Below are 22,443 nucleotides of genomic sequence, written 5' to 3'. Positions count from 1 at the left end.
CGTTCTAGCTGCCGTTCGGCACTAAACGCGCATAGTCTTGGCTTTGATGGAAGATATGGGCAACCGTGAGGGTGTCTTCTTCTTTGAAAAACAGCACGATGTAGTTTTTCACGAATGCGGTGCGGTAGCCAAGCTTCGCGAGCACTTCGAATCTGGATAGCGCGTGTTCCGCAATGCCGTCGCGCAGCTCGTCGAGCATGGCTTCCCAATTGTCAAGAAACGATTGCGCCGTGTGCGGCCCGAACACCATCAAGTAGGAGACGATTTCGTCAAGTTCGATCAGCGCGCTTGGCTGGATGCGGACGTTATAGGCCATATTTCTCCCGTAATGCCGTGGTTGCCTCATACGCGTCTGTGGATAGTCCTTCTGACCTTTCCTGTTCGGCAACAACGATTCTTTCAAGCAAACGAGCGCGTGCGTCTGCTTGCTCAAGCCGTTCGTAGTCCGCGCTTCGCACGCAGACGAATCGGTCGTATCCGTTTTTCGTCACCGTTACGGGTGAAGGACTGGTCTCAACCAGCTGATCGAACGCCGCAGTGTCGCGAAGATCTTTTATGGGAACGCATGTTGGCATGCTCGCTCCTTTCGTTGCATGATTGTGAGCACTATTATGCAATCGTCGCGCGTTTAATCGCAAGGGTCGATGGCGATGCGCATATTGAAGCGCCACAACTTTCCGGCACATTTCGCGTTTTTGTGTTCCCTAAACCTTGACATGGAGCAAACTTAAAGTGGTGAAATAAGCGCAGCAGAAACGCATCAAAGGGGAACGCATGAAAATCGCCGAAGTGAGCAAGCAGTACGACATCTCCGCCGACACATTGCGCTACTACGAGCGCATCGGCCTTATGCGGCACGTGCGCCGCACCGAAAGCGGCATCCGCGACTACACCGAGCAAGACTGCGCGCGCATTCAATTTATCAAGTGCATGCGCGGCGCGGGCATGTCCATCGAGTCGCTCATCGAGTACATGGGGCTTATCGAGGAAGGCGACAGCACCATCAAGCAGCGCATCAGCTTGCTTGAGGAGCAGCGCGACCTTATGCGCACGCGCGTTGCGGAAATGCAAGCCGGCGTTGACCGCCTTGACTACAAGATTGCCAACTACGAGAAGGTCATGAAGGAGACCGAGGCGAAGCTGCAGTAAGCGCGGCCCCGTGGCGTTGCGCGCAGGTTTTTGCGATGGCTGGTTTGCAAGCAATTCGCTACTGTTGATCTTGCAAGGAGTTCGACAATGAGTGGCCTCCCGTTTCCTGGATGGAGAAACGGGAGGCCACTTTCCTTTCTGGCGAATGCTGTAGGGGCCAAGGCCGTCTTGCGACGAGGCCGACCCTGTCGTCAGCGTGTGGTTTCGACTTCATGCGTTTGCGAGGGCATAGGGCGGGTTTTGGGGCGTGGGCGCCTTCAAAACCCGGTCCGGAAAAATTTTAAAAAAAGGGGCTTGCGCGGAAAATTGAAATGTCTATAATACTTTCTTGCGCCACGAAAGAAGAAAGCGCACCGAAATTCCTCGGTAGCTCAACGGCAGAGCATCCGGCTGTTAACCGGAGGGTTGTAGGTTCGAATCCTACCCGGGGAGCCATAAAGCTCCTAGACGAACCGCGAAAGCGGTTCGTCTTTTTTGTTTCAGGTTATCAAGTATTGAGGCCTCAAACCCCTGAGGGCTAATATGAGCAGGACATTGTCAAGGGCAAAGAAGGGCCAAACCCGCTGTTTTTTCGGGTTTGGCCCTTCTTATGTGCTCTCGTGCGTGTGGCAACCTGGCTGGACCAAGCTGTTCTGACGACGCCATTATCAGCCCCGACCCACGAGAAGAACAGCAACGGCACGGAGCAGGGGCTCACGATGTCCTGCTCATATCGTCTTTCCCCTATAAGCCCAAATTCATCTGTGCCACCATTGCTTCCTGTTGGTGCGCAATGCTCGTCGGCTGCAGGCACTACCGCGGCATTCAGGAAATGGGAAAAGTGGCCATTGTTGGGCAATATTTCGATTTCTTGAATGTTCGCCATTGAATGTGTCAGATTTGTTGGGGGCGCTGTTGCGTCTTGGCGTTTGAGCAAGCCTTTCACCTGGGGTTTGCAATTTTGGAATAACGCCTTGCGCTACGCCGCGGAGGGACGTGCTTGAGGCATTCAGCTTCGTCGAAATATGTCCCGCATTCGTTCAGCTTTTCGGAAAAATGCCCAACAATGGCCACTTTTTTGAGAACCTGAATCAAATAGGTTTGCTTCGCTGCTGGCCATTGCCCGGCGCTTGTTCTTTCTCGTGCTCATTTCGGTCAGGTTGGGTGGTTTGGGGGCCGTGCGTGGTGCATCTCCGGTATGATGAAAGGCTGCAACAAAGAAAAGGAGTTATTGCACCATGATCATGCAGGTTGAGCATCTGACGAAGTCGTTCGGGGGGCGCACGCTGTTTTCCGACGTCACGTTCAAGCTGGAGGAGTACGACCGCCTGGCGCTTGTCGGCCCGAACGGTGCGGGCAAAACCACCATGCTCAACATCATCAGCGGGCGCGAAGACGCCGACGAGGGCCGCATCCTGTTCGCGAAGGGGGCGCGCGTGGGCTACCTGGAGCAGGAGGCCATCGAGATGCCCGACCGCCCCATCTTCGAGGAAGTCATGTCCTCGCAGGTGGAAATCCTGGCGGCCGAGCAGCGCCTGCGCGAGCTGGAGAACTCCCTGGGCGAAAACCCCACCGAACGCCAGCTGGCTGCGGCCGGCCGCGCGCGCGACGCATACGAGACGCTGGGCGGCTACACCATCGAGGCGAAGGTGCGCGGCGTGCTGTTCGGCCTGGGCTTCAAGGAAGGCGACCTGCAGCAGGCCACCACGAACTTCTCGGGCGGCTGGCAGATGCGCATCGCGCTGGCGAAGCTTCTGGTGCGCAACCCCGAGGTGCTCATGCTCGACGAGCCCACGAACCACCTGGACCTGGAATCGGTCAAGTGGCTTGAAGGCTTCCTGCGCGGCTACGAGGGCACCGTCATCGTGGTCAGCCACGACCGCGAGTTCATGGACAACATGGTCGACCGCGTGGCCGAGGTGGCCAACGGCCGCGTCAACCTGTACAAGGGCAACTATTCCGCGTACCTCAAGGCGCGCGAAGAGCGCATCGAGCGCCTGCGCCAGCAGCGCACGAAGCAGCTTGAGGAAATGAAGCATCTGGAGGAGTTCGTCGAGCGCTTTCGCTACAAGGCCACGAAGGCTCGCCAGGCCCAGGAGCGCGCGCAGCGCCTTGAGCGCCTGAAGGAAGAGCTTATCGAGATTCCGGAAGAGAAGAAGCCCATCCACTTCAACTTCGTGCAGCCGCCGCGCACCGGCGACGAGGTGGTGCGCTGCCGCGGCTTGGTGAAGCACTTCGGCGACAAGCGCGTGTACGACAACTTCGACTTCACCATGTACCGGGGCGACAAGGTGGCGCTGGTGGGCCCGAACGGCGCGGGCAAGTCCACGCTTATGAAGATGATCGCGGGCGTTATGAAGCCCGATGCGGGCACCATCACCTATGGCGTGCACGTGGCGCTGACGTACTACGCGCAGCACCAGCTGGAAGAGCTGCACGCGGGCAACACCGTGTTCGAGGAACTCGATCACGTGGCGCCGGGCTGGAACATCTCGCAGGTGCGCAGCCTGCTGGGCGCGTTTCTGTTCGAGGGCGACGCGGTGGACAAGAAGGTCAGCGTGCTGTCCGGCGGCGAGAAGGGCCGTTTGGCATTGGCGAAGATGCTGGTGGCGCCGAAACCGCTGCTGTGCCTGGACGAGCCCACGAACCATCTGGACATCGCCAGCGCCGACGTGCTTGAGCAGGCGCTCAACCGCTTCGAGGGCACCATTCTGCTGATCACGCACGACCGCCACCTTATCCGCAGCGTGGCGAACCGCATCGTGGAAGTGAAGCCGGGCAAGGTGACGGTGTACGACGGCGACTACGACTACTACCTGTTCAAGTCCGGCCAGCTTGACGGCCCGGCGCCCACCGACGAGTCGCTGGTGGACGAGCTGATGGGCAAGGGCGGCTCGGGTAAGGGCGGCAAGGCGAAGGGCAAGGCGTCCGCGCCAGCCGCTAAGGCGCCGGTGCCCGCCGCCGAACAGCCTGTGGCCGGCGAGCTGACGGCCAAGCGCGGCAGCGCGCCGAAGACGAAGGAGCAGAAGCGCCGCGAGGCCGAGGCGCGCAATCGCGCCTATGCCGCGCTGAAGAACCATCGCAAGCGCATCGCCGAGCTGGACAAACAGATGGAGCGCGACAACGCGCGCATGGAAGAGCTGCTGGCGAAGATGGCCGACCCCGACTTCTACATCAACGAGGACGCCTCGTCGGACGCCGTGGCCGAGCATGCCAAGCTCAAGCAGCGCATCGCGGCCGCCGAGGAAGAGTGGTTCATGCTCAACGAAGAGCTTGAAGCCGAGATGGCGCGCCAGGCGGCGGAAGGGTAGGGCGAAGGCTGTGCTGAACATCGTGCTGGTGGAACCCGAGATTCCGCAGAACACGGGCAACGTGGCGCGCACGTGCGCGTGCATCGGCGCGCGGCTGCACCTGGTGGAGCCCATGGGGTTCGCCGTGACGCAGCGCAACCTGGCGCGCGCCGGCTGCGACTATTGGGACGACGTGGACATCGTGCGCTGGTCGTGCGCCGACGAGTTCTTCGAAGCGCATGCCGCTGATGAGCTGCACCTGTTCACGGGGCATGTGCAGGCCAGCTACGCCAGCGTGTCCTACGGGCGGGACGCCTATCTGGTGTTCGGGCGCGAAAGCCGTGGGCTTGACCAGGCCGTTATGCAACGATTCGCTTCCGCCTGCGTGCGCATCCCTATGCGCGAGGGTATGCGGAGCTTAAACTTAAGCAATTCGGTGGCAATTGCCGCGTACGAGGCACTGCGGCAACAGGGCTGGCCGAACATGGCGTAAAGCCGGGTCGGCTTTGGCGCTTTCGAGACGGTAACCGGGAACAAGCGAAGGGGGTGCGATATGGACGAGGAGCGCAAAACGGTGCGCGGCGAAAGCGATGCCGCCGAGCGAATCGACGGTGCAGCTGCTTCATCTTGCGGCGAAAGTAACACCGCAGGCGAACTTGCGGGTGGCGGCGAGGCTTCGGGCGCGGCAACGCCTTCGACTGCTCGCAGCGCCAGCCCGCTTCCAAGTCCAAGCCCCACGCCAACGTTTTCCGGCACGAACCGGCCGGCGCGCCGCGCGCGGCGTTTGCGCTGGCAAGCGGGCGTTCCTGCGTCTATGACGGCGCTTGCTCTGTTTTCCTTCACGCTGCTTGTCGGCGGTGTGGCGGGATATGTGTCCACCATCCCCGGCCTGCTGTACGAGCCTCCGGTCCCTTCGCTTGTACCTTTGGGACTTGCGTTTGCGTCGACCGACGATGCCGCGAAACTCAGCGTCGTTTCGTCCGATGGGCCTTCCCGCAATGTTGGGCCCGTTGACCAACAAGAGGTTGCTGAACAGAACGCTGTTTCGGCAGCGCTGGGGCTTGGCGCGTTCGGTGGCGTGCTGGGTGCGGGGTCGCTTGCTGCGGGTTCGCCGTCCGGCGCGGTTGACGCGTCGTTTACGAAGGCCGTGGAGGCTTCGAAGACCCCTTCGTCCAGCGCCGCTTCGAATGCGGGATCGAATTCCAGCAGCTCCGCTTCGTCCGGGTCGGGGTCGGGCGCGGGCGCGGCTGGCGGCGGGAGTTCTGGCGCGACTGGCGGCGATTCAACGGCGGGCGGCTCCTCTTCAGGCGGCTCTGCGTCCGGCGGGTCGTCGGAAACGCCTACGCCCTCGGGTCCTTCTGAAGCAGAAGAAGCTCAGGTCTACGCGCTGTTGGTTGATCATTTGAACCGCGTGAACACCTACGTGTCGCGCCTGAACGCGGCCATCGGCTCGTTCGGCAGCGACGCCTTGCATGGTTCGCTGGACGTGCGCCAGGCGGATTACGACGAGTGCTCGGCTATCGATAGCCAAACGCTTACTGATTTCCTTATGTTACGCAACTACGACTGTCCCGAGGGGTCGCGCTGGACCGATCAGAAAGGCAACTTGCAGCGTGCCTATATTGCGCTTGACCAGGCGCTTACACCGTATTACAACGCGTGGAACCTCAACCTGGCGTATGCGAACCCCGCCGATGGTTACAACCGTTGGATGGAGCCCATTTGGAACGACCAAGATGCAAATGGTAACAGCGTAACGGCCGCCCAGCTCAACGAAGTGCTTGCGAGTATCAGCTTATGAGCGGGTGGAGTGGAAATGCGAGCGGTCGCAATGCGCGAACAGGGTCGCTTGCGGTTGCGTCTGCCGCGCCGGCTATGCGCGTCGCGCGCGTTGAGGGTTTCGAGGCGCCGTTTGTGCTGGCTGATGCCGATCGCGCGGCGTATCGGCGTCGTTTCGTCACGTTGTTCGTGCTGGAAGGCGAAGGCCACAGCGGCGGCACGGGGCGCGTGGAGCACGCGCGCAACGCGCAGGGCGAGCACGTGGCGCTGAAGCTTTTGGCCGACCCGCAGCGTCATGGTGCGGAATCCGACGAGGAGCATGCGCGCCGCGTCCGCGCTGCCCGGGCGGCGTTTGAGCGCGAGTATGAATGCCACGCGAAGCTTTCGGGCTTGAAGGGCTTTCCGCGCCTGTTCGGCCGCGGCCAGGTTGCCGGCGTGCCGTGCATCGTCATGGAGTGGGTCGAAGGCGTCACGCTTGATCGCGTGCGCCGCACGCTTGCCGTGGACGGGGCAGGTCGGGTGTCGCCGCTGGTGGCGGCGCACATCGGTCGCGACCTGTTCGACCTGGTGGCGCGCATGGGATTCGTTGAAGGCGGGTTCGTGCACCGCGATATCAGCCCGCGCAACGTCATGGTGCGCACGTCGCGCCTGAGTTTGGCGCAGCAGGTTGAGGAAGGCGTGTTCGACCTGTATCTTATCGATTTCGGGTCGTCTGCCGATGTGGACGTTGCCACGTCGTTCACGCGCGAAAACGCGGTGTTCCGCGGGGCCACGGCCGACTATGCGCCGCCCGAGATGCTCAGCGACGACATTCCGGGCCTTGATGAGCTGCGGAAATCATCTGCTATCGACGTGTATGCGGCAGCAAGTGTGGTGTATCGCCTGGCCAGCGGGCATGCGCCGTACGAGTTGCATGGCCTGTCGGACGATGGACGGCCGCTTTCGCCGTATCGCGCGAAAATGGCTGCGGCTGCGCCGCCGGCGGTCATGGCGCACGAGGACGCCGATGCGCTGGTGGACGTGTTGGCGCGCGAGCCCGAGGTTGCGGTGGCCGTGCAGCAGGCGCAGGACAAGCTGCCCGCGCCGGCAAGTGTTGCGGAGGCGGCCGATGCGCTCACGTTTGTGGACCGCATGTTCGCCGAGGTGCTTGCCGACTGCCTGGCGCGCGAGCAGGCCGACCGTCCGGCGGCCGCGGCCGTGCGCGAGGCGCTGTCGTCGTTTTCCGTGCACTATGCCGAAAACGTCGAGCGCTCGCTTTCGGGAAAGCCCCTGGTGCCTTGCGTGCCCGGCGGCTTGATCGGCGGGTTTCCCGATGCGCCGAACGGCGCGCTTTCGCTTGTGCGCATAACGGCGAAGTGCGTGGCGGCGGTTGCGCTTGCCGCGGTGGCCATTTCCGCCGGCGTGTTGGTGAACGGCGCGGCAGCTTCGTTTTCGCTGGGCGGCGCCTTCTGGGAAGGCGCGGTTCCGGGAGTGGCGGTTACGGCTGCGTTGGCGGTGCCTGCGCTTGCCGGCTTGGCGCTTCGGGCAGGCGGGTCGCGCACGCGCGCAGGGTTTTTGCGCGGTACGGCCGGTGTTGCGGTTGCGGGCGCAGCGGGGTTCAAGCTGCTGGGCTGCCTGCAGTTCCAGCTGGCGCAGAAAGCCGATGGCTTGGCGGCGGCGCTGGTGGCCGCCATGGCGGCTGGATGGTTCGTCCTGGTGGCCGATTATGCATTGAATGTTGCGTTACCGCAGGTCAAACGGCTGCGCGCGCTTCCTGATGGCGGCCCGGCGCTTGATGGCGCCGCTCTTGCCGCTGCGCGTGCGGCGGCGCTTGAGGCTGCGGCGCGGGATGCTGCGGAAGCCGATGTTGAGCCGGAGTACGAGATCGACGATGCGCAGCTCGGTGCGGGCGGCGCGCAAGCAAGCGAAGGAGCGTAACGGGATGGCTGTGGAACTGACGCCGTGCGGCGCCTTGTTCGAAACGATGAAACGCTACGGCGGCATCAGCCATAAGGATTTGGCGCGCTTGGTGCTGTCCGGCCGCCCGCTTGCCGATGGGAAAAGCCCGCTTTCGCGCTCGGACGACCGCACGTGGGTGTCGCGCTTCATCGTGCACGCGCCCGTTGGCTCGCTGCAGGACCGCTACTTCAGCGATTGGGGCGTGGCGGCGCTGCGCGTGTGCGCTCGTTTGCGCTCAAGCGAGGGCAAGAAGCTTTCGGCGCGCGGCGTGCTTGACGTGATCACCGGGCCGGGCGGCGACATGATGCGCCAGGCCCTGCGCGGCTGTCATCAGGACTTGGCTTTGTACGACAACGTGCAGGAGCGCCTGGTGGCTGGCTCGGGCTATAGCGAAGAGGAGCGCGCGGAGCTGGCGTGTGTGCTGTTCGTGGCGGCCGGCTGTTCGGCGAACGTGAAGCGCTCGTGCGCCTACGTGCTCGATTACGTGCGCAGCGTGCACGGCGGGCGGCTTGAAACCGTTCCGGCTGCTGTTATGGAAGCGGGGCCGTGCGCATCGGCGCCGGCCGACCCGCGTTCGCAGGCGCAGGCGTTAGGATTGTTGCGCGTGGTGAACGGCATGGTGTCGGGCGCGCTGCATTGGGTGCAACCGCTGTCCGATGGCATCGAGATAGGCGCGCTTGCGCTGGGGCCCAACGATATCGCCGACGTGGAGCCGGACGTTTCGGGCCATCACCTGCGCGTTTGGTGCAACGAACAGGGCAAGTGGTGCGTGGAAGGCATGGGCAGCTCGAACGGCACCGTGCTTATCAGCGGCGAAGACGGCTCGGAAGTGGTCGTGGAAGCCCCGCGCGGCGCCGGTGCGCGCACGGCGGTGCCGGTTGAGGTTCACGCCGGCGACGAGCTGGTGCTCGGCAGCGCCACCAGGTTCATGCTGATAGAAGGCATGCCCGAAACCTGGGAGTAGGGGCTGTTGGGATTCACTCCTGCGGTTATCCCTGTTCGTGCGGCAGCAAGGGGGCAAGGTAACCTTCGTCGGCTAGGGCTCGGCCGATGGTTTCGAGTGCCTCTTCGCTGTCTGCTGCTATGAGGTGGTAGTGGTAGCCCGAGGTGGCGGTGCACAGCGGCGAGGACTTGCCGCTTTCGATATCTTGCATGAAGCGGTCGATGTCGGCCTGGGTGGAAATGTCCAGCGGCGCGGTCACGCGGCCGTAGGCGCGATGGCTGATGGATACGTTTTTCACGCGTCCACCTGCGGAAATGATGGTCTCAAGCTCGTGTTTCGTTTGCTCGACGCCGTGGTGCACCTTGAACGTGCGCTCGAACGGCTCGGCTGGCGCGGCGCCTTCTGCACCGGTGCTTTCCGGCTGCTCCGCTGCGCTTGCCGCGTCGGCCAGCACGTAACCTTTCGTGGTGGCCACGATATTCGCCCCCGCTTCGCGCAAAAGCGCTATGTCCTGCACGATGATCTGACGGCTGACGCCAAGCTGTTCGGCCAGCGCGCCGCCGGCAAGCGGTGCGCTGGATTCGCGCAGCAGCCGCAGAAGCGCCTTGCGGCGGGTTTGCGCTTTCGTCATGCTATCGCCTTGCCTTTACGGTTGGGTGCTCGGGGCATTTATGTGCCGTGAAGCTATTGTCGCACAAGGACGACGGGGAAGCTTGCTCGGCTTGCTTGCCTTCGTCGCATTCTGCGTTTGCGCAGGTGGAAGCTTCACCTTCGCCATTTATACCCGCTTCGTCGAGCATGCGCAGGTGTTTGAGCGACACGTCCAGGATGGGTGCGGAATGGGTCAGCGCGCCGCTGGACACGTAATCGACGCCCAGATCGGCGATGGCGCGCACGTTGTCCGCATCGATGTTGCCCGAGCACTCCGTCTCGGCGCGCCCGTCGATGAACGCAACGGCCTGCGCCATGGTGGCGTGATCCATGTTGTCGAGCATGATGATGTCGGCGCCGGCTTCCACGGCCTCGCGCACCTGGTCGAGCGTTTCGCACTCCACCTCGATCTTGAGCACGAACGGGGCGTAGGCGCGTGCCGCCGCCACGGCCTGCCGCACGCCGCCCGCGGCCGCGATGTGGTTGTCCTTGAGCATGACGCCGTCGGAGAGGTTGTAGCGGTGATTGCGTCCGCCGCCCGTGCGGACGGCCTCCTTCTCGAACACGCGCATGTTCGGCGTGGTCTTGCGCGTGTCCACCAGCGTGGTGCCGCTGCCTTCAAGCAGGCGCGCCACGCGGCGCGTGTACGTGGCGATGCCGCTCATGCGCTGCAGGTAGTTCAGCGCCACGCGTTCGCCGGAAAGCAGCGCGCGCGCGTCGCCGGTTACAGTGGCAAGCACTTGACCTGCGCAAACGGTCGATCCCTCCTGTGCGAAGCGCTGCACGCGGCTTGCAGGGTCCAGGATGGCGAACGTGCGCTCGAACACGTCCAGGCCGCACAGCACGCCGTCGGCCTTCGCAATCAGGTCAACGGCAGCCGGGCGCGCGTCGGGCATGATGGCGGCAGTGGACACGTCTTCGTTCGTGATGTCCTCGGCCAGCGCTTGGCGGATGAGCGGCTCGGCAACGGTGGTCAGCGTGATGGAGTTCATGCGACAACGGCCTCCTTCTGGCGGGCGGTGGTGTGGGCGGGGTTGGCGGCGCGGGGCGTCGGGTGCGTTGAATCTGGGCGACTGGACGCGGCGTCATATGCACCGTTGGAGGAGTCGTAGCAGCTTGATGTCGCAACGTGCGCGCCGTCGTTGCGGCGTGATACGGCGCTATGTGCATTGTGAGCTTTGTCGCCGTGCGTTGCGTCGTCGTTTTGTGCGTCCGCTTCGCACGTCGCAAGGTGCGACCGTGTCTCTTCGCTTTCCCGCGTGCTCGCGGCCTGCAGCTTTTCGCTTGCCAGCGCGCAGAGACGCTCGTATGCCTGCGCGTCGGCGCCGGCAGGATGCTCGGCGTACGTCTGCGGATGCGGCGCGGCAAGCCCACGGCGGCGCGCGATATCCCAAGCGGCGCGCTGTGCGAACACCAGCGACTCAAGCAGCGAGTTACTGGCCAGGCGGTTCTTGCCGTGCACACCGTTGCAGCTTGTCTCGCCCGCGGCGTACAGCTCGGGCATGCTGGTGGCGCTGGCGCGGTCGACGTGCACGCCGCCCATGAAGTAGTGCTGCGCGGGCACCACGGGAATCGGCTCGCGCGTGATGTCGTACCCTTCGGCCAGGCAGTGCTCGTAGATGTGCTGGAAATGTCCCGTGATCTCGTCTTTCGGCACATTGGCGAACGAAAGACGCACGTGGTCGGACCCTTCGCGCTCCATCTGGCGGTATATGGCGGCGCTTACCACGTCGCGTGGTTGCAGCTCATCGACGAAGCGCCTGCCGTGCGCATCAAGCAGCACCGCGCCTTCGCCGCGGCACGATTCCGAGATCAAAAACGCGCGGCCGGGCTCGGTGGTGTACAGCGAGGTGGGGTGAATCTGCACGTAGTCGGTGTGCTCAAGCGCGATGTCGTGGGCGCGCGCGATGTGCAGCGCGTCGCCGGTGAGGCTGGGGAAGTTCGTGGAGCGCTCGTACGTGCCGCCGATGCCGCCGCACGCCCACACCGTTGCCTGCGCGTTGATGCGCAGCGCGCGTCCGGCGGCGTCGAATGCCGCGATGCCGCTGCAACGTTGGTTGCTCGCGCCGTTTTCGCTGGTGAGAATATCGTTCATGCGCGTGTTTTCCAGGATGCGCACGTTGCCAAGCTTGCGCACGGCGGCCAGCAGCTTCGTGGTGATCTCGGCGCCGGTGGTGTCGTCGTGGAAGCAGATGCGCGCGCGGCTGTGCGCGCCCTCGCGCGTGTAGCGCAGCTGGCCGGCCTCGTCGCGTTCGAAGTGCACGCCGTAGCCAATCAGGCTGTCGATGACGCTGCGGCTGGCGCGAATCATCAGGTCTACGCTTTCGCAGCGGTTTTCGAAATGTCCGGCGCGCAGCGTGTCCTCGAAGAACGGCGCGTAGTCGTCAGCGTCGTGCTGCACGCAGATGCCGCCTTGCGCCAGCATGGAGTCGCACTCGTCGACGGTGGTCTTCGCCAGCATCACCACGGAAAGCTGGCACGGCAGGTTAAGCGCGCAGTACAGGCCGGCCACGCCGCAGCCCACGATGACCACGTCGCAGGTGATTGCTTCCGGGCTGGTGCCCGGAGTTATGGAAGCGTTTTGGGATGCGGGTGCTTCGGCGGCGGCGGTTGTTTCTGCGACCGGTTGAAGCTGGTTACCGGTTGCATTGGCGACTTCGGTTTGGCGAAGCGTTGCCAGGGATTCGTTTTGGCCGCAAGCTCGTTCGTTGCTACCCTGGGCCCTTGTGTCAACCACCGGTGTAAATCGGTTGCCGTGCATGCTAGCATCCGCTGCTTCTGCAGGTAAATCGTTCATTTCGCTCTCATCTACTTTGCGGCGTATTCCAGCATGCGTTCGAGCGTCACGCGGGCGGCGGGGGCCAGCTCTTCGCTGACGTGCACTTCGTATGGCGCGGGGTTTCGCAGGCACGCGGCTACCTTCGGCAGCGTCACCTGGTCCATGTTCACGCAACGCGGCGTGGTGGCGGGGAAGTGGAAGCGCTTGCTCGTGCCCGCGTTGCGGCGCTCGAGTTCGCGCAGGATGCCCACCACGGTGCACACGATGAAGTCGCGCGCGTCCGAGGCGGTGGCGTGCTCGATCATGCCTTTCGTCGACCCGATGAAGTCGGCTTCGTCAAGCACGTCGGCCGGGCACTCGGGGTGCGCCATCACCACGGCTTCGGGGTAGGCCTCTTCAAGATCGATGACCTGCTGCCGGTTGATGGTGACGTGACGCGGGCAGTAGCCCTTGTTCAGGATGACGTGCTTTTCCGGCAGCTGCTCGGCCACGTAGCGGCCCAGGTTCATGTCAGGGATGAACAGGATGTTGCGCTGCGGCAGCGCGTGGCAGATCTTCACGGCGTTTGACGAGGTCACGCACACGTCCGACCACGTTTTCGCCTCGGCCGTGGAGTTGACGTAGCACACTACGGCAAGGTCGTCGTGCTCGGCGCGCACGCGGTCGATGTCGGCTTTGCGCACCATGTGCGCCATGGGGCAGTCGGCGCCCGGCTCGGGCAAAAGCACGCGCTTTTCGGGGTTCAGCAGCTTCGCCGATTCGCCCATGAACTCCACGCCGCAAAGCACGATGGTTTGTTGTGGCAGGTCAACGGCCAGTTTCGCCAGTGCGAAGCTGTCGCCAACATAGTCGGCTACGTCCTGCACCTCGGGCGGCACGTAGTAGTGCGCTAGAATCACGGCGTCGCGCTGCGCCTTTAGTTGCTGGATTTGTTTCGTTAGCGCCTCGATGGTGCCGGCGGCCTGATCGGCGCGCTGTTGGGGGGCGTTCGCTTCGCTCATGATGATGCTCCAGAGGGTTCGTACCTTATATATGACGCCGCAGTATGGCACCAAAACTTTACAGCTGACAAGTCACCTGTAAAGTTTCAAGGTTTCTCCACCTTTCGCCGCCCGCGCCGCGCTTTCGCCGTCTGCGGGCAATTCCCGCATCGCCGGTAGGTTCAACATGTTTGCGCGTCATACTGAGCACAACGCAAACCTGCGCAACGCGGCACCGCGCACCGCGCACCGCATCCCTGACCGCAAACCCAAGGAGGTTCAGCATGGCTCGTGTGTACAATTTCTCGGCCGGTCCGGCAGTGCTCCCCGAGGAGGTGCTGTCCTCTGCCGCTGCGGAAATGCTCGATTACCAGGGCACGGGCATGTCGGTCATGGAGATGTCTCACCGCTCCGCCGCGTTCAAGGGCATCATCGAAACGGCCGAGCAGGACATCCGCGACCTCATGGGCATCCCCGACAACTACCGCGTGCTGTTTTTGCAGGGCGGCGCCACGCAGCAGTTCGCGGCCATCCCGATGAACCTCATGCAGAACAAGGTTGCCGACTACATCGTGTCGGGCAACTGGTCGAAGAAGGCGTTCAAGGAGGCGAAGCTGTACGGCCAGGCCAACTGCGTGGCCAGCTCCGAGGACGAAAACTTCACGTACGTGCCCGATGTGGACGGCCTGGCGTTTTCCCCCGATGCCGACTACGTCTACATCTGCCAGAACGAAACGGTGTACGGCACGCGCTACCCGAAGCTTCCCGACACCGGCAACATCCCGCTCGTGTCCGACGTGTCCAGCATGTTCCTCTCCGAGCCCATGGACGTGACGAAGTACGGCCTTATCTACGGCGGCGTGCAGAAAAACGTCGGCCCGGCCGGCGTGGTCATCGTCATCGTGCGCGACGACCTTATCCGCGAGGACGTGCTGCCGTTCACGCCCACTATCATGCGCTACAAGACGCAGGCCGACGCCGGCAGCCTGTCGAACACCCCGCCGTGCTACGGCATCTACATGTGCGGCAAGGTGTTCCAGTGGCTCAAGGGCCTTGGCGGCCTTGAGGTTATGCAGCGCATGAACCAGGAGAAGGCGGCCATCCTGTACGACTATCTGGATCAGTCGAAGCTGTTCAGCGGCACGGCGAAGAAGGAGTTCCGCTCGCTTATGAACGTGCCGTTCGTCACGGGCAGCCCCGACCTGGACGCGAAGTTCATCGCCGAGGCCAAGGCCGCCGGCATCGAGAACATCAAGGGCCACCGCAGCGTCGGCGGCATGCGCGCCAGCATCTACAACGCCATGCCGAAGGCGGGCGTGGAGGCGCTCGTGCAGTTCATGGACAAGTTCGAGCGCGAAAACGCGTAAGGAGTTTCGGCGCGCGACGTCATCCTCATTGGCGAATGCGGGAGCGAAGGGGGCAATCTCTTCGCTCCCGTTTAGTTTTGCGATCGAATGCCGCACAGCTCGTACGCGCAGGTTACATTGCGCAGGTTACAGTTTTGTTAGCTTTCGTTTCCCGGTTTCTTCTTTCGGCAGATGACGGTATACTGAACAAATTATGACTACACTTCCTTATCTCATCTGCTCTATCCTGAGCTTCATCCCCGCCATCGTGTTGCACGAGATGTCGCACGGTTTCGCGGCATACAAACTGGGCGACCCCACGGCGAAGCGTGCGGGGCGTCTGTCGTTCAACCCGCTGGCGCACATCGACCCGTTCGGCACGGTTATCATGCCGTTTTTGCTGATGGCCATGAACATGCCGGTGTTCGGTTACGCCAAACCCGTGCCGTACAACCCGGCGTACTTCAAAGACCCGCGCAAGGGCGACCTCATCGTCGGCTTGGCCGGCCCGGCCGCCAACTTGCTGCTGGCCGTGCTTGCCGGCGTTGTGGCGTGGGTGCTGTACGGCTTCTGCCCTGTGGCGCAATGGGTGGTGGAAAGCGAGTTTTTCCACTACTTCTACTTGATGTTCTTGCCCATGTTCGCGCTCATCAACTTGTACCTGATGTTCTTTAACCTGTTGCCCATTCCGCCGCTTGACGGCAGCTCCATCTTCGCGTTCTTCATGCCCGTGAAGTGGCTGCCGAAGTACTACCAGGTGCAGCAGTACGCGTTCCCCATCTTCATGATCGTGGCCATTTTGCTGCCGTACATCATCCATGTGAACCCGTTCGGCATCTACTTGGACGTCACGGCGGGCAACGTGGGCAATCTGCTGTTCCCGTTCCGCATTTCGTAAAGCGGGGCGCTTGAGTGTCGTATCGCGTTCGCACAGACAGCTTCGAAGGGCCGTTCGATCTGCTGTTGTACCTGGTCAGCCGCCAGAAGGTTGACATTGGGGCTATCAACATCACTGAAATTGCCGACCAGTACCTGGCCGAGGTGGCGCGCCTGCAAAACCTTGACCTGGACGTGGCCAGCGACTTTCTGCTGGTGGCCAGCACGCTGCTGGAAATCAAGGCCGACAGCCTTTTGCCGCGCGAACAGATGCAGCTTGACGACGACATCGCCGAGCTGGCGCCATCGGAAGCGCGCGATTTGCTGGTGGATCGCCTTCTGGAGTACAAGCAGTTCAAGAACGCCGCCGCCGCGCTGCACGAGCGGTTCGTGATGGAAGGCCGCATGCACCCGCGCCCGTTCGGGCCCGACGCCAGCTTCCTTGAGCTTATGCCCGACTTCTTGCGCGACGTGTCGCTTGACTCGCTGGCGCTTTTGGCCGCGCAGGCGCTGGCGCGCCGCGAGGTATTCCTGCTGGAAAGCGAGCACATCGCGGCGAAGCCCATCCCCGTGGAGGTGCACGTGCGCGCCATTCACCAGCGCATCAAGAACCTGGGGCACCTGCGGTTCTCGCAGCTGGTGACGCCTGAGACGCCGAAACCGCTGGTGGTGGTCACGTTTTTGGCGGTGCTGGAGCTGTACAAGCGCTCCATGGTAACCGTTCAGCAGTCCGAGCTGTTCGGCGATATCGACATCGACTACATCGAGGGCTCCGGCGAACTTCTGCTCGACGGCGAAGACGCCCTCACGTCGGTAGGCGAGGAATAGGGAAGGCCGCAATGTTTCAAGGTTTGGACGAAAGTCAGCTTGCCGGTGCCGTTGAGGCGCTGCTGTTCGTAACCGATGAGCCGGTGGGCGTCATCACGCTTGCCGACATGCTGGAAGTAGACCCGAAGCTGGTGGAGGAAACGCTGGTTGACCTGCGCGAGCGCTTCGAGCGCGAAGGCCGCGGCATCCAGCTGCGCGAGGTTGCGGGCGGCTGGCGGCTGTACACGCACCCGGCGTATCACGAGCTGGTGGAGCGCTATGTGCTGTCGTGGGACACGCGCAAGCTGTCGCAGGCGGCCATGGAAACGCTTGCCATCGTGGCGTACCTGCAGCCCGTCACGCGCGCCGGCGTGGCCAGCGTGCGCGGCGTGAATTCCGACAGTTCCATAAACTCCCTGGTGGAGAAAGGCTTGGTGCGCGAAGCCGGCCAGGCCGATGCGCCGGGCAACCCCACGCTGTACGCCACCACGCGCGGCTTTCTGGAGAAGTTCGGCCTGCGCTCGGTGCGCGACCTCCCCGATTTGGACCAGTACGCGCCCGACGACGCCACGCGCGAGCTTATCCGCGAGCGGCTGAGCGCCAGTTCGGAAAACGTGTACGTCGCGCCGGCCGCGCAGGCCGATGGCGAAGATGACGACCCGTTTGCCGATGTGCGCTTCGATTTCGATGACGAAGGCGATGCCGGCCAGCTTTCCGGCGGGCAAACTGGCCCTGCTGGCGAGGCCGCTCAACAAACGCTTGCAGATGCGATGGCTGCAAGCTTTGGGTTGGTCGATAAGATTGACTTCGATAATCTAACCTTTGAAACAGATGACGAATAGCGGGAGTGCAATCATGAGCAAACCGTTGAAGCCCAATCAGCAGCAGCCTGACGAGCGCATCGTGCCTATGCGCCTGCAGAAGTTCCTGGCGCGCGCCGGCGCGGCAAGCCGCCGCGGGTCGGAAAACCTCATGACGGCCGGTCGCGTGACGGTGAACGGCCAGGTGGTCACCGAGCTGGGCAGCAAAGTCGATCCGCTTGTTGACGAAGTGGCCGTTGACGGCGTGCCCGTGCATCTGGCGCAAGGCCCCGTCACCATCATGCTGCACAAGCCGGCCGGCTACGTCACCACCATGTCCGACCCGCAGGGCCGCCCCACGGTGGCCGAGCTGGTGCCCACTGACCGCTTCCCGGGGCTGTTCCCCATCGGGCGGCTGGACTTCGACACCACGGGGCTTTTGCTGTTCAGCACCGACGGCGAGCTGGGCAACGGCCTTTTGCACCCGCGGCACCATGTGGAGAAGCGCTATCTGGCGCTGGTGAACGGCAAGCCCACGCCTGAGCAGCTTGAACGCCTTGAGCGCGGCATCCAGCTTGACGACGGCATGACGGCGCCGGCGCGCGCGGCGTTGGTGGAAGGCGCCGAGGCCAAGCGGGCGCTGGCCATGCTTGAGGTGCCGCCGGCCGTGCCCGAGCACGAGCCGAACGGCAGCGTGCCCAGCCCGCAGCGCGCCGCTATCCTGCGCAAGCGCTCGCAGGAGCGCGCCGTGGTGCGCGTTGTGCTGCGCGAAGGGCGAAAGCGCCAGGTCAAACGCATGCTTTCCGCTATCAAGCACGGGGTTTTAGCCCTGCACCGCGACAGCTTCGGCCCCATCGAGCTGGGCGATCTGCCCCGCGGCCAATGGCGCGAACTGACGCCCGAAGAAGTAGCGGCCCTGCACGCGTCCATCAAGTAACGCTTGCCAATCGTGTTGCCATGCTGGTGGTGTGCTGGGCGCTGGGCGAGCGGGCGGCGTTTGCGTTACAATGGTCAGCCGGGCGCTTCCGGCTGGCCATTCGTGTTTTCGGGGCCTGCCGGCGCGTGCCCGAACGTCCTACCCTAGATCGGATCTGGAAGGTCTCTTTCGCCACATGGCACAACAAACTGAAAACAACCGAAGCGCGGGCTTTAACAAGGTTGCCGTCATCGGCTTCGGGCTGATCGGCGCTAGCTTCGCCGCTGCGCTGCGCGAGGCGCGCCCTGAAGCGCAGCTGCTTGCCGTGGATACCGACGTGGCCACGCGCAGCGAGGCTGTCAGCCGCGGCTGGGCAACCGCCACGGCGGCCCCCGACGCCCCCGAGTTCCGCGCGTTTATCGAAGATGGCTGCGACCTGGTGGTTCTGGCCACGCCCGTCAGCGTTGTCGAGGGCTATCTGCGCGACTTGGCCGCGTGGGACTACCGCGGCATCATCACCGACACGGCGTCCACGAAAAGCCGCATCATCGGCATGGCCGCCGAAACGCTTCCGTATCCGCACAATTACGTGCCGGGCCACCCCATGGCCGGCTCCGAGAAAAACGGCATCAAGGGCGCCCGCGCCGACCTGTTCAAGGGCGCGTACTGGATTTTGTGCCCCGACGCCGACACGCCGGCCGAGCACTTCGCGCGCCTGCACGAGCTGGTCACGTCCATCGGCGCGCGCGTCATCAGCCTGCCGCGCGAGCAGCACGACGCTGCCGTGGCCGTGGTCAGCCACGTTCCGCACTTCATGGCAAGCTCGCTGGTGCAGCTGGCCGTGCGCCACGCGAAAGGCCAAGACGCGCTCATGCGCCTGGCTGCCGGCGGCTTCAAAGATTCAACGCGCATCGCGGCCGGCTCGCCCGAGCTGTGGTGCGGCATCGCGTTCGACAACAAGGACGCGCTTGACGCGGGCCTGCGCGAGATGCAGGGCATCATCGGCCAGTTCGCCGACGCGCTTGAGGCCAACGACCGGGCCACGCTCACGCAGCTTTTGGCCGAGTCGGCCGACGCTCGCCGCGCGCTGCCTGCCGCATGGGTGCCGTGCACCGAGCGTTTGCTGGAAGTACGCATTCCCATGGAAGACCGCCCGGGCGTTGTTGCCGAGGTGACCACCATCACGTCGAAGGTGGGCTGCAACATCCAGTCCATCGAGATCGACCACGTCACCGAGGACTCGGCCGTGCTGTCGCTGGTGCTTACCGACGAGGGCGACATCGGCAAGCTGTCCATGAACCTTATCAACGCCGGGTTCTCCGTTTCGTTCTCGCCGCTTTCCCCGAAGGAGCATGCTCATGTCAGCTAGCGACATCACCGTCATCAACCCGCTTGGCACGCCCATGCGCGGCTCCACGCACGTGCCGGGCGACAAGTCGATCAGCCATCGCGCTGTGCTGTTCTCAGCCATGGCCGAAGGCACCTCTCGCGTGTCCGGCGTGCTCGATTCCGCCGACGTGCGCAGCTCCATCGGGGCCGTGCGCGCGCTGGGTGCCGAGGTCAGCCTCGAAAAGCAGCCCGACGGCAGCCTGGCCGGCGGCATCACCGGCTGGGGTGCGGCGGGCCCCTCGCAGCCGGAGGGCCCCATCGACTGCGGCAACTCCGGCACCACGGTGCGGCTGCTCATGGGCATCCTGGCGCCGTGGCCCATCCGCGCTACGCTTACGGGCGACGCCTCGCTGCAGAAGCGCCCCATGCGCCGCATCACCGCGCCGCTCATGAAGATGGGCGCGCACTTCGAGCCGGCCGGCCAGGAGCATCTGCCCATCACGGTGGTGGGCGGCGGCCTGCACCCTATCACCTACGACGCTCCCATGGCGTCTGCCCAGCTCAAAACCGCGGTGCTGCTTGCCGGCATGTACGCCAACGGCACCACCACGCTGAACGAGCCCGCGCCTAGCCGCAACCACACCGAGCTTATGCTGCCCGAATACGGCGTGGCCACCACGGCTGGCGAGCGCACGGCCAGCGTCACCGGCCCCGCGCAGCCCCAGGCCAGCGAGGTGCTGGTGCCGGGCGACCCGTCGTCGGCGGCTTTCCTGGTGTGCGCGGCCGTCATGTGCCCGGGTAGCACCATCCAGGTGGAAAACGTCAGCCTGAACACGGCGCGCATCGGCTTCACGCGCACGCTCGAGCGCATGGGCGCCGAGGTCAGCATGTCGCGCACGGGCGCGGCGGGCAAGGAGCCCTACGGCATCATCGAGGCGTGCTACACGCCGCACCTGCGCGGATGCGAGGTTCCGGCCGAGAAGATCGCCGGCATCATCGATGAGATTCCCGTGCTGGCGCTTGTGGCGGCGCATGCCCATGGCGTCACGGTGTTTCGCCAGGTCAACGAACTGCGCGTGAAAGAAACCGACCGCTTGGCCGCCATTATCGACGGGCTTGCCAAGCTGGGCGTGGACGCGTGGTGCGAAGGCGACGACCTGTACATCGAAGGCCAGCCCGACCTGGCGGTCCCCGAGGGGCTTCAGTTCGATTCGCTGGGCGATCATCGCCTGGCCATGACGTGGTCGCTGGTGGGGCTTACCGGCAAGGTGCCCGTTTCCATCAAGAATTTCGAAGCCGTGGGCGTCAGCTACCCGGGCTTTCTGACCGACATTGAAAGGCTTGCTCAATGATCATCGCTATCGATGGCCCCTCGGGGGCGGGAAAATCCACCGTGTCGAAGGCGGTGGCGCGCCGCCTGGACTTTTCGTGCCTGGACACGGGCGCCATGTACCGCTGCGTTGCGTGGAAGGCGCTTGACGAAGGCGTGTCGCTTGACGATGCCGAGGCTCTTGCGCGGATTGCGCACGACAACGACATCGCGTTCACGCACGAGGCGGGCGACCCGCTGCCGCGGCGCGTGTCCATTGCCGGCGCCGACGTCACCGACGCCATTCGCACGGCGGAAATCGACCGCTCCGTCAGCCCCGTTGCCGCCGTTCCCGCTGTTCGCGCGGCGCTGGTGGCCCAGCAGCAGCGCATTGGCCGCGCAGGCAACTACGTGGTGGAAGGCCGCGATATCGGCACGGCGGTGTTTCCCGAGGCCGAGCTGAAGGTGTTCCTGACCGCGTCGGCGGCCGAGCGTGCTCGTCGTCGCGTGGCGCAAAACGAGCGCCGCGGCGTGGGCTCCACCGACTACGACGTGGTGCTTGCCGACATCGTGCGCCGCGACGAGATCGACTCTTCTCGCGACGCCAGCCCGCTCAAGCCTGCGGCCGATGCCGTGCAGATGGACTCCACGGGTCGCACGATCGACCAGGTCATCGACCGTATTTGCGAACTGGCCAAAGAGAAGGGCGCCCGCGCATGAGCGTGTTTCTGAAGTACGAGGACATGTGGGACCGAGCGCTGGGCGGCACCACCGACGAGAAGCAGATTCCGCACTGGTTCGCCAATCTCGCGTATGCGCTTATCGGCTTCGTGTTCAAAATCTGCTTCCGCTATCGCATCGACGGGCGCGAGAACCTGCGCGCGTTCAAGGACAAGTGCGGTGCGGTGGTGGTGTCGAACCACACGTCGTTTCTGGACGTGGTGCTGATGTACATGGGCGCGCGGCCCAGCCAGTTCGTGCGCCTCATGGGTCGCGACACGCTGTTCGACAACGCCGGCGGCCTGGTGGGGCAGATCCTCTCGCGCGTGGGGGCGTTTCCCATCAAGCGCGATTCCGCCGACCGCGCGGCCATCAAACGCGCAGCTCACATGTTGAAAGGCAACCAGCTGGTGGGCATTTTGCCCGAGGGCACGCGCCGCGACAAGGGCAGCAAGAAGCCCGAGATTCACTCCGGCGCCGCGTTCATCGCGAAGATGGGCAAGGCGCCCATCGTGCCCATGTGCGTGCGCAACGCCGAGAACGTCAAGCGCAAGGGCGAGCGGCTGCGCTTCCCGAAGATCACGGCGGAGTACGGCAAGCCCATCGTGGTGTCCGATTTCGACTTCCTGCCGAAGGAAGACCGACTTGAGGGCTGCACATGGTACGCCATGCGCGAGGTGTTCGCCCTGCACCAGCAGGTGCCGCGCGAGCAGGTGGACATGGTGGTGCTGTTCCCCGACGGCCGCGATTTCACCGCGGTGTTCGCCGAGCACCCCATTCCCGAGCACACACCCGAGGAGGCCATCGAACTGACGCGCCCCACAAAGAAGCCGAAGGCCGCGTAGGAAGGAT

General features: G+C 63.9%; 20 protein-coding genes and 1 tRNA gene. 16 read left to right on the top strand and 5 right to left on the bottom strand.

What is annotated here, in order from left to right:
- Positions 1–4: 4 nt before the first annotated feature.
- The gene (locus ET524_RS08450) at positions 5–316 is read right to left on the bottom strand and encodes a type II toxin-antitoxin system RelE/ParE family toxin (RefSeq protein ID WP_129424943.1); all 312 of its coding nucleotides are present in this window, start codon (positions 314–316) and stop codon (positions 5–7) included.
- Between the two features lie 458 nt (positions 317–774).
- Here ET524_RS08450 and ET524_RS08440 point away from each other — a divergent pair, with 458 nt between their 5' ends.
- The 7 genes from ET524_RS08440 (at position 775) to ET524_RS08410 (ending at position 9,099) form a co-directional block, all read left to right on the top strand.
- The gene (locus tag ET524_RS08440; protein WP_129424938.1) at positions 775–1,149 is read left to right on the top strand and encodes a MerR family transcriptional regulator; all 375 of its coding nucleotides are present in this window, start codon (positions 775–777) and stop codon (positions 1,147–1,149) included.
- 360 nt (positions 1,150–1,509) lie between these two features.
- Positions 1,510–1,584: transfer RNA gene (locus ET524_RS08435), tRNA-Asn, on the top strand.
- A gap of 782 nt (positions 1,585–2,366) precedes the next feature.
- On the top strand, positions 2,367–4,439 hold the full coding sequence (gene abc-f, locus ET524_RS08430; protein WP_129424936.1) for a ribosomal protection-like ABC-F family protein: 2,073 nt from the start codon (positions 2,367–2,369) through the stop codon (positions 4,437–4,439).
- 10 nt (positions 4,440–4,449) lie between these two features.
- Positions 4,450–4,911, top strand: a complete 462-nt coding sequence (locus tag ET524_RS08425; RefSeq protein ID WP_201738740.1) for a tRNA (cytidine(34)-2'-O)-methyltransferase — start codon at positions 4,450–4,452, stop codon at positions 4,909–4,911.
- 60 nt (positions 4,912–4,971) lie between these two features.
- The gene (locus ET524_RS08420; protein ID WP_129424931.1) at positions 4,972–6,219 is read left to right on the top strand and encodes a hypothetical protein; all 1,248 of its coding nucleotides are present in this window, start codon (positions 4,972–4,974) and stop codon (positions 6,217–6,219) included.
- A complete protein-coding gene (locus ET524_RS08415; RefSeq protein ID WP_129424929.1) occupies positions 6,216–8,114 on the top strand; it encodes a protein kinase domain-containing protein in 1,899 nt (632 codons plus the stop codon). Before ET524_RS08420 ends, ET524_RS08415 begins: the two co-directional genes overlap by 4 nt.
- A gap of 4 nt (positions 8,115–8,118) precedes the next feature.
- Entirely contained in the window at positions 8,119–9,099 is a 981-nt protein-coding gene (locus ET524_RS08410) for an FHA domain-containing protein (protein ID WP_161566648.1), read from the top strand.
- A gap of 25 nt (positions 9,100–9,124) precedes the next feature.
- Here ET524_RS08410 and ET524_RS08405 read toward each other — a convergent pair whose 3' ends face one another.
- The 4 genes from ET524_RS08405 to nadA are packed head-to-tail and all read right to left on the bottom strand — an operon-like array spanning position 9,125 to position 13,509.
- On the bottom strand, positions 9,125–9,709 hold the full coding sequence (locus tag ET524_RS08405; RefSeq protein WP_129424925.1) for a transcription repressor NadR: 585 nt from the start codon (positions 9,707–9,709) through the stop codon (positions 9,125–9,127).
- A gap of 1 nt (position 9,710) precedes the next feature.
- On the bottom strand, positions 9,711–10,721 hold the full coding sequence (nadC, locus tag ET524_RS08400) for a carboxylating nicotinate-nucleotide diphosphorylase (protein WP_129424923.1): 1,011 nt from the start codon (positions 10,719–10,721) through the stop codon (positions 9,711–9,713).
- Positions 10,718–12,526, bottom strand: a complete 1,809-nt coding sequence (locus ET524_RS08395; protein ID WP_236648292.1) for an L-aspartate oxidase — start codon at positions 12,524–12,526, stop codon at positions 10,718–10,720. The genes nadC and ET524_RS08395 overlap by 4 nt, the downstream gene beginning before the upstream one ends.
- Positions 12,527–12,537: 11 nt before the next feature.
- Positions 12,538–13,509, bottom strand: coding sequence for a quinolinate synthase NadA (gene nadA, locus ET524_RS08390; RefSeq protein WP_129424921.1), 972 nt, complete (start codon positions 13,507–13,509; stop codon positions 12,538–12,540).
- A gap of 263 nt (positions 13,510–13,772) precedes the next feature.
- Between nadA and serC the strand changes: the two genes are divergently transcribed.
- The 9 genes from serC to ET524_RS08345 all read left to right on the top strand — a co-directional run bounded on the left by serC (position 13,773) and on the right by ET524_RS08345 (position 22,436).
- Positions 13,773–14,855 carry a 3-phosphoserine/phosphohydroxythreonine transaminase gene (serC, locus tag ET524_RS08385; protein ID WP_129424919.1) on the top strand — a complete coding sequence of 361 codons (1,083 nt, stop codon included), beginning with the start codon at positions 13,773–13,775 and terminating at the stop codon, positions 14,853–14,855.
- 193 nt (positions 14,856–15,048) lie between these two features.
- Positions 15,049–15,732: a site-2 protease family protein gene (locus ET524_RS08380; protein ID WP_129424917.1), complete on the top strand. Its 684-nt coding sequence runs from the start codon at positions 15,049–15,051 to the stop codon at positions 15,730–15,732.
- Between the two features lie 14 nt (positions 15,733–15,746).
- On the top strand, positions 15,747–16,538 hold the full coding sequence (locus tag ET524_RS08375; RefSeq protein WP_129424915.1) for a segregation and condensation protein A: 792 nt from the start codon (positions 15,747–15,749) through the stop codon (positions 16,536–16,538).
- 11 nt (positions 16,539–16,549) lie between these two features.
- On the top strand, positions 16,550–17,359 hold the full coding sequence (gene scpB / locus ET524_RS08370; RefSeq protein WP_129424913.1) for an SMC-Scp complex subunit ScpB: 810 nt from the start codon (positions 16,550–16,552) through the stop codon (positions 17,357–17,359).
- Positions 17,360–17,372: 13 nt separating this feature from the next.
- On the top strand, positions 17,373–18,254 hold the full coding sequence (locus tag ET524_RS08365) for a pseudouridine synthase (protein WP_129424911.1): 882 nt from the start codon (positions 17,373–17,375) through the stop codon (positions 18,252–18,254).
- A 175-nt stretch (positions 18,255–18,429) separates the two neighbouring features.
- Positions 18,430–19,602: a prephenate dehydrogenase/arogenate dehydrogenase family protein gene (locus ET524_RS08360; protein WP_129424909.1), complete on the top strand. Its 1,173-nt coding sequence runs from the start codon at positions 18,430–18,432 to the stop codon at positions 19,600–19,602.
- Positions 19,592–20,914 (top strand): 3-phosphoshikimate 1-carboxyvinyltransferase, encoded by a 1,323-nt coding sequence (aroA, locus tag ET524_RS08355; protein WP_201738739.1) that lies wholly within the window; start codon positions 19,592–19,594, stop codon positions 20,912–20,914. Before ET524_RS08360 ends, aroA begins: the two co-directional genes overlap by 11 nt.
- Complete coding sequence (gene cmk / locus ET524_RS08350) at positions 20,911–21,591, top strand: (d)CMP kinase (protein WP_129424905.1); 681 nt, start codon at positions 20,911–20,913, stop codon at positions 21,589–21,591. Before aroA ends, cmk begins: the two co-directional genes overlap by 4 nt.
- The gene (locus ET524_RS08345; protein WP_129424903.1) at positions 21,588–22,436 is read left to right on the top strand and encodes a lysophospholipid acyltransferase family protein; all 849 of its coding nucleotides are present in this window, start codon (positions 21,588–21,590) and stop codon (positions 22,434–22,436) included. Before cmk ends, ET524_RS08345 begins: the two co-directional genes overlap by 4 nt.
- Positions 22,437–22,443: the final 7 nt, after the last annotated feature.

It is taken from the genome of Senegalimassilia faecalis (assembly GCF_004135645.1).
GTDB lineage: Bacteria > Actinomycetota > Coriobacteriia > Coriobacteriales > Eggerthellaceae > Senegalimassilia > Senegalimassilia faecalis.
The sequence above is the reverse complement of the archived record's forward strand: the minus strand, read 5'-3'. Positions and strand labels throughout refer to the sequence as shown.